This window comes from Mycobacterium sp. (assembly GCF_044342925.1).
GTDB lineage: Bacteria > Actinomycetota > Actinomycetes > Mycobacteriales > Mycobacteriaceae > Mycobacterium.
In genome coordinates, this window is record NZ_JBIIOV010000164.1 from 1 (window position 1) to 7329 (window position 7329).

General features: G+C 71.0%; 4 protein-coding genes. All 4 read right to left on the reverse strand.

Annotated features, from left to right (window positions below; genetic code table 11):
• A partial coding sequence (locus ADBZ6I_RS14640; RefSeq protein ID WP_526385072.1) for a glycosyltransferase family 2 protein occupies nt 1-556 on the reverse strand: 556 nt, incomplete at its 3' end.
• Nucleotides 557-562: 6 nt separating this feature from the next.
• Nucleotides 563-1822 carry a hypothetical protein gene (locus ADBZ6I_RS14645; RefSeq protein WP_526385066.1) on the reverse strand — a complete coding sequence of 420 codons (1260 nt, stop codon included), beginning with the start codon at nt 1820-1822 and terminating at the stop codon, nt 563-565.
• The gene (locus ADBZ6I_RS14650) at nt 1819-3147 is read right to left on the reverse strand and encodes a M1 family metallopeptidase (protein WP_526385068.1); all 1329 of its coding nucleotides are present in this window, start codon (nt 3145-3147) and stop codon (nt 1819-1821) included. The genes ADBZ6I_RS14645 and ADBZ6I_RS14650 overlap by 4 nt, the downstream gene beginning before the upstream one ends.
• Nucleotides 3144-7043 (reverse strand): Pls/PosA family non-ribosomal peptide synthetase, encoded by a 3900-nt coding sequence (locus ADBZ6I_RS14655; RefSeq protein ID WP_526385070.1) that lies wholly within the window; start codon nt 7041-7043, stop codon nt 3144-3146. The genes ADBZ6I_RS14650 and ADBZ6I_RS14655 overlap by 4 nt, the downstream gene beginning before the upstream one ends.
• Between the last annotated feature and the right edge of the window lie 286 nt (nt 7044-7329).

Sequence of the window (7329 nt, forward strand, 5' to 3'; positions counted from 1 at the left end):
GCAGGTTGGCCAGCACGGTTGTGTCGGCGGGTCGCAGGATCGCGTAGACGGCCGTGATGGCGAACACCGTGTAACCGACCTTGACCCATGCCTTCGCCTTGGCGTTGGTGCGCGAGCGCAACAGGTACACCAGGAGCGAGAGCACGGCGGCGATCAGCAGCAATCGGCTGCCGATCACCACGTCGACGTCGCCGCGGCCGAGGCGCTCCACCATCGTCTGCAGATCGGACAGGCGATGCTGGCCGTCGGCGTCGAACGTGCCGAACACCGTCGCGCCGGGCTGCCGGCGGGCGTACTCCACGCCGGTCTGAATAGCCGCGCCCTGCCCAAGGTTCACCGGGTGTGACACCACATGCGCACCGGCGCGCAGGGCCGTCGGGGCGGTGTCGTCAGAGCTGCCGTCGTCGACACAGACGATATGGGCGAATACCGATCGCAGGTCTGTGATGACATCGCCGATGATCTGCGCTTCGTTGAATGCTGGAACGATGATCCAGACGCCGGAGGTGTAGCAACGTACACGCGGTTCGCCAGAGTTTTTTTGACGGCGACTCAGCCGATTTCAGTCGGCCCGCGACAGGGCCGCCAGATGCACGGCGATGCCGACCAAAGGCCCGCACAGCAGCGCCACCACGGTCCGGGTCTCCAGCGCCAACGGCAGCGTCAGCAGCGCCGCGGCCGCCATCGTCGCCCCTACCCAGCCGATCGAGTAAGCCCGGTGCAAGGCGGCGGCCACCGCCGCCGCGCCGGTGAGGGTCAGCAGTGCGATCGACACCGCCGCCGCCGTCAGCCAGGCCAGTAACGCACCGGTGGTCACGTACTCCGGACCGAAGGCCGTCCGCAGAATCCACGGCCCCAGCAGATACGCCGCTACCACACCGACCGCTCCGACGCCGATGATGATCGTCGCGGGCCCCAGCAGGGCCCGCAGCCGGGCGCTTCGGTGGTCGACGAAGTAGGCGATCAGGTTACCCTGCATGGCTGTCATCGGCACCAGCAGCGGAGCCCGGGTCAGTGTCACCGCGAGGATCACCACACCGCCCCGGGCGCCGAGTTCGCCGGAGGTGGCTTTCAGTAGCACCGGGAAGCCCATCACCAGGATGGCGCTGGCACCGGCCGCGGCGACGGAGTGCGCGGCGCCGCGCAGGAAGTCGGAAACCCCACGGCGCGTGGGCATTCCGGCCGCCGCGCGCGCGGCCGGTGAGGCGGCCAGCAGCAACAGCCAGGCCAGCGAGCCGCCGACGGTGGCCCACAGGAATCCGGCCAGGCCCCAGCCGAGGACGAACGCCGCCGTCGCCAGCAGCACCCGGATCGCGGCGTCGGTCACCATCAGCGAGCCGTAGTGCGACCACCGGCCGGTGCCGGCGAGCATGCCCAACAGCGTCGCGTGCATGCAGAAACCGGCAAGACCGGCCGACAGCAGCGCCACCGACAGCGGGCGCTCTTGGGCGAAGACCTGCGGTGCCCACAGCGGCGAGGTGCCGGCCAGCACGGCGGCGGCGGCGAGCCCGACGCCGGCCGCGACCATGACCGGCCGGGTGCGCGGGCCGGGGGTCGATCCGAGGGCCGGTCGGTGGGAAGCCGACCGGACCTCGCGGGTGGCCTCCTGCAGCAGGCCGTTGGCAGCGCCGGTCACCAGACCGAACGCGCCCCAGAACACCCCGAACACCGAGAAGCCCGCCGGTTCCAGCCGGCGCGCGGCCAGGTACATCACGCCGTAGCCGCAGACGGCGGCGATCGCGGTGGCGATGCCGACCCGTGCGACGCTGCCCCGCGCCACCGGCCCGGCGGTGACACCGACGTCGTCGTGCGCCGAGCTCACAGCGGCGGAACCCGGGTGGAGTACAGCCACGCCTGCCACAACGGCCGCAGCGAGGAGTCGGTGTACTTGGCTGCCAGGCCGGTGAAGTCGTCGGTGACGACGGTGCCGTGCCGGTGCCGGCCGGTCCAGTCCCGCAGCAGCGTGAAGAACTTGTCGTCGCCGATGGCGCCGCGCAGTGCGTGCAGGGTCAGCGCCCCCCGTTTGTAGACCCGATCGTCGAACATGTCGCGGGGACCCGGATCGGAGAGCATCAGATTTTGCGGCGCCACCAGCAACCGCTGGTGATGCTGGTGGGCCAGTTGCGCCGCCGTGCGCCCACCGGAGTGCTCCGACCACAGCCACTCGGCGTAGCAGGCGAACCCCTCGTGCAGCCAGATGTCGCGCCAGCGGCGCGCGGTGACGCTGTTGCCGAACCACTGATGCGCCAGCTCATGGGCGATCAGCCGTTCCGATCGCCGCTCGCCGTCGCAGTGATTGGCGCCGAATATCGAAACCCCCTGTGCCTCAAGGGGCATCTCCAACGGATCGTCGGTCACCACGACGGTGTAGCCGGCCGAGAACGGGTAGGGGCCGAACAGTTTGATGAACAGCTTCATCATCGCGGGCTGGCGGCCGAAGTCGTGATCGAAGCGGCTCTGCAACCGTCCGGGCACGGCGGCCAGCATGCGCACCGGCGCCTTGGGCAGCCGCACCAGGTCGTACATGCCGATCTGCAGAGTGGCCAGATAGGTCGAGGTCGGTTCGGGTTGCTCGTAGGTCCAGATGGTCTGGCCGGCGCGTACCCGCTTGGACACCAGATCGCCCGGGGCCACCGCGTAATAGGGGCTGTCGGTGCTGATCTGGATCCGGTAGCTGGCTTTGGAACTCGGATGGTCGTCGCAGGGAAACCAGCTCGGCGAACCGTTGGGCTGCCCGGCCACCAGGGCGCCGTTGGACAGCTCCTCGAAACCGACCTCGCCCCAGATCGTCCGGATCGGCCGCGGTGTTCCGCCGTAGCGCACCACGATCGATATGGCCGAACCGGCCGGCAGCGCGCTGCTCAGCCGGATCCGCAGCTTGGCGCCCGCCGCCCCGAAGCCGGCCGGGCGGCGGCCGTTGACGGTGACCTTGCTGACCGCCATGCTCTCGGCCAGATCGAGGGTGAAGGTCTGCAGCGAGGCCAGGGTGACCGCGGTGATGGTGGCCGTCCCGGCGAGCCGGTTGCTGGCGACCTTGTACTCCAGCTCCAGCTCATACCGCGATACCCGGTAGCCGAAATTCCCGTTGTCCGGCAGATAGGGGTCGATGACGGGCGCGGCGCCGCGCTTCTTGGGCGGATTTTTCACGCGGCCCGTGCCTCGGTCTCGGCGCGCCGGCGCTTGCCGGACGCCCGCCACGGCGCGATGGGGTTGCCCTGCCAGCGCGTCGACGGCGGAACCTCGTCGCCGCGCATCACCAGCGAGGCGGGCCCGACCGTCGCGCCCGCGCCGATCCGGGAGGCGGGCAGCGCCACGCAATGCGGACCCAGCGTCGCCCCGTCCTCCAGCACCACGGTGTCCATCCGCATGATCCGGTCGTGGAACAGATGGGTCTGCACCACGCAGCCGCGGTTGACGGTGCTGCCGTCACCGAGGGTCACCAGGTCGGCCTCCGGCAGCCAATAGCTTTCGCACCACACCCCGCGCCCGATCCGGGCGCCCAGTGCGCGCAGCCACAGGTTCATCACCGGGGTGCCGCTGGCCGCTCTGGCGAACCAGGGCGCCGCAACGGTCTCGACGAAGGCGTCGGCCACCTCGTTGCGCCACACGAACGACGACCACAACGGTTCCTCGCCCGCTGGAATCCGTCCCACCAGAAGCCATTTGGCGGCCACCGCGATTGCCCCGGCGACGGCCCCGGCGATCAGCAGCAACACCCCCGATGCCAGTGCCGCCCAGCCGTACCCGAGAGGGACGATCAGCGCCTGCAGAGTCGCCAGCACCGCCGCGGCGATCCCGAAGCTGACGACCATCGGCACCAGCCGGCAGGTCTCCACGGCGCTGCGCGCCAGTCTCAATCGCAGCGGCGGGTCGAAGGTCAGGGCCGCGTCGGCGGTGTCGGCGTGCCGGCGTAACCGCACCGGCGGACTGCCCAGCCAGGACGACCCTGTCTTCGCTTTCGGTGGGGTGGCCGACAGGACGGCCACCAGTCCGTCGTCGGGCACCCGCCGGCCCGGCTGGGTGATTCCGGAGTTGCCCAGGAAGGCGCGCTTGCCGACCACAGCCGGGCCGATGTGAATCCAGCCGCCGCCCAGTTCATAGGACGCCACCATGGTGTCGTCGGCCAGGAAGGCGCCGTCCTCGACTTTCGTGAACTTCGGTGTCATCAGCGCGGTGGAGATCTCGGTGTTGCGCCCGATCCGGGCGCCCAGAATCCGGAACCACCACGGGGTGAGCAGGCCGGCGTAGAGCGGGAAGAGGTAGTTGCGGGCGGCGTCCATCAGCCGTTCGGTGGTCCACAGTTGCCAGCCGATCCGGCTGCGCACCGGGTGATAGCCCTCGGTGAGGCCCAGCGACATCGTGCGGACCGCAACCACAGTCTTGAGCGCATAGAACGCCGCGGCGGCCAGGGTGGCCACCGGAATCCAGGGCGCGGCGGCCCGCACCGCCTCGGCCAGGGTCGCGGTGTCGCGCGCCGCCCAGGCGAGCACCGCCAGCCCGACGCCCAGCGACACCAGCGGCAGTGCCCCGAGCAGCATCGAGGTCAGGCCGTAGACCACCACCCAGTGCGCGGCCCGCGGCGGCCGGTGGTCGGGCCACGGGTGGCGCGCCTTGCCCGACTTCACCGCCGGTGAGCCCTTCCAGTACTGGCCGTTCTTGACCTTGCCCACAACGGCCGACCCCGCGGCGACGTCGGCGTCCTTGCCGACCACCGCCCCGGGCAGCAGCGTGGTGCGCGAGCCGATGGTGGCGTCGTTGCCTATCGCGACCGGCCCGACGTGGAACAGATCGCCGTCGATCCAGTGCCCGGACAGATCGACCTCCGGTTCCACCGAACTGCGGTGACCCAGGGTCAGCATCCCGGTGACCGGCGGCGCGGAGTGCAGGTCCACCCCTTTGCCGATCGAATTACCCAGCGCCCGTGCGTAATACACCAGATAGGGTGCGCCGGCGAGATTCTCGGCGCCGCTGGCTTCGGCGAGCCGCTCGGCCAGCCACACCCGCATGTGGGTCCAGCCGCCGCGCGGGTAGCTGCCCGGCTTCAGTCCGGCCAGCAACAGCCGGGCGCCCAGCACGGCGACGCCCATCCGGCCCAGCGGGGTGATGAGAAGCACGAACGCGGCTGCCACCACCCACCAGTTGAGCGGCACCAGCCACGGCAGCGGGTGCAGCGCCGCGGCGACGTTGTTGGCCAACGCAAGCCAGGTGAGCCACTGCCACGCGGTGAGGGTGGCCAGCGGCAGTGTCAGCGCCACCTGCGCGGCCCGGGCGGTCGCCGGCATCGGGGCCACCTGGCGCGGAGTGGCCGCGACGGGGGGTGCCTGGTCGGCGGCCATCTCGTCGAGGAAGCCGGCCAGGGAGCCCAGTCGCGGGTGGTCGTAGAGATGAGCGACGGTCATCGCCGGGTAGGTCGGGCGCAGCGCGACCACCAGTTGCGCGGCGGACAGCGAGCCGCCGCCGAGGGCGAAGAAATCGGCCTCCGGTCCGTCCACGACGGTGCCCAGCACGTCCTGCCACCGACCGGCCAGCCGGCCCATGGTGCCGCCCAGTTGCGCGCCGACATCCGGGACGTCACCCGGCGGCGGCCACGGCAGCGCGTTGCGGTCGACCTTCCCGGAGGTGCGGGTGGGCAACTCGTCGACCAGAACCAGGCGCGGCACCAGGGCGGCCGGCAGTGCCCCGGCCAGGTGCGCGCGGGCGGCCGCAAGGTCGAAGTCGGGGTCGGCGGAGGCGATATAGCCCACCAGAACCGGTGTGCCGCTGGCGGTTTTGCGCACCGCCGCGGCCCCGCCGCTGACGCCGGGCAGATGCACCAGTGCCGAGTCCACCTCGCCCAGTTCGATCCGCCGACCGCCCACCTTCACCTGGTCGTCGGCGCGGCCCTGGAAGTACAGGCCGTCGTGTTCCAGGCGAACCAGGTCACCGCTGCGGTAGGCGCGCGGCCAGCCCAGGGTGGGCATCGGCGCGTACTTCTCGGCGTCCTTGGCCGGGTCGAGGTAACGGGCCAGTCCGACGCCGCCGATCACCAGTTCGCCGACCTCGCCCGGCTGTACCGGCGCGCCGGTGCCGTCCACGACGGCAAGGTCCCAACCGGGCAGCGGCAGGCCGATACTGACCGGTTTCCCGCCGGTCAGCTGCGCTCCGCACGCGACGACGGTGGCCTCGGTGGGCCCATAGGTGTTCCACACCTCGCGGCCCTCGATGGCGAGCCGTTCGGCAAGATCCGGTGGGCAGGCCTCACCGCCGAAGATCAGCAGCCGCACTGCTTCCAGCGCTTCGGCGGGCCACAGCGCAGCCAGTGTGGGCACCGTGGAGACGACGGTGATGTCCCGGGAGACCAGCCACGGGCCCAGGTCCATGCCGCTGCGCACCAGCGCGCGGGGCGCCGGCACCAGGCACGCGCCGTTGCGCCACGCCAGCCACATTTCCTCACAGGACGCGTCGAAGCCCACCGAGAGTCCGGCCAGCACCCGGTCCTCAGTGCCGATCGGGCTGTGCTGCAGAAACATTCGCGCCTCGGCGTCGACGAAAGCGGCGGCGTTGCGGTGGGTGACGGCCACCCCTTTCGGGGTACCGGTGGAGCCGGAGGTGAAGATGATCCACGCGTCGTCGCTCGCGCGCGGCGGCCCGGCGCTCCAGCCCAGCGATGAGCCGCGGCCGCGGCGGAAGCCCGTCTCGGTGATCACGCCGGCCACTTCGGCCTCGGAGAACACCAGATGCGCGCGTTCGTCGGGGTCGTCGGCGTCCACCGGGACGTAGGCCGCACCGGCGGCCAGCGTGGTGAGGATGGCCAGGTACAGCGAGTAGCTGCCCGACGGCATCCTGATCCCCACCCGATCGCCCCGGCCGACTCCGCGGGCGGACAGCCACTGCACACCCGCCTCGACGTCGGCGATCACCTCGCTGTAGGTCAGCTGGACCTCGCCGTCGTCGATGGCCGCTGCGTCGGGATACCGGGCGGCGGTGTCGTAGAGGATGTCGATCAGCGTCCGCGCCGGTGCGGCATCTGCTGCCAGCAGGTACTGGGCGGGGATTGCGGCCATCGCCTGAGAATCCTAGGGGTCGGTGCGGCCGGCGCGAGGTGTCCCGGCCATGCCAAGACGTCGCGGGGAGCGCAAACCTGAGACACTGGTCAACGCAGAGGGGAGTATTCCTTCGCCGCGGTGTCGTCACCACGTCGGTCGTGTATCGGTTAGTCCGGTTCCGCAGGCCGGCCCGGCACCTGCGCCCGGGCCCGGCGGGAGAGACCTCGGGCGTGTTCGGTGAGTCCCGGAGGTCTGCGGTGTGAACGTCTCCCTGCTGGAGTGGGGTGTCACTCTCGGAGTGACA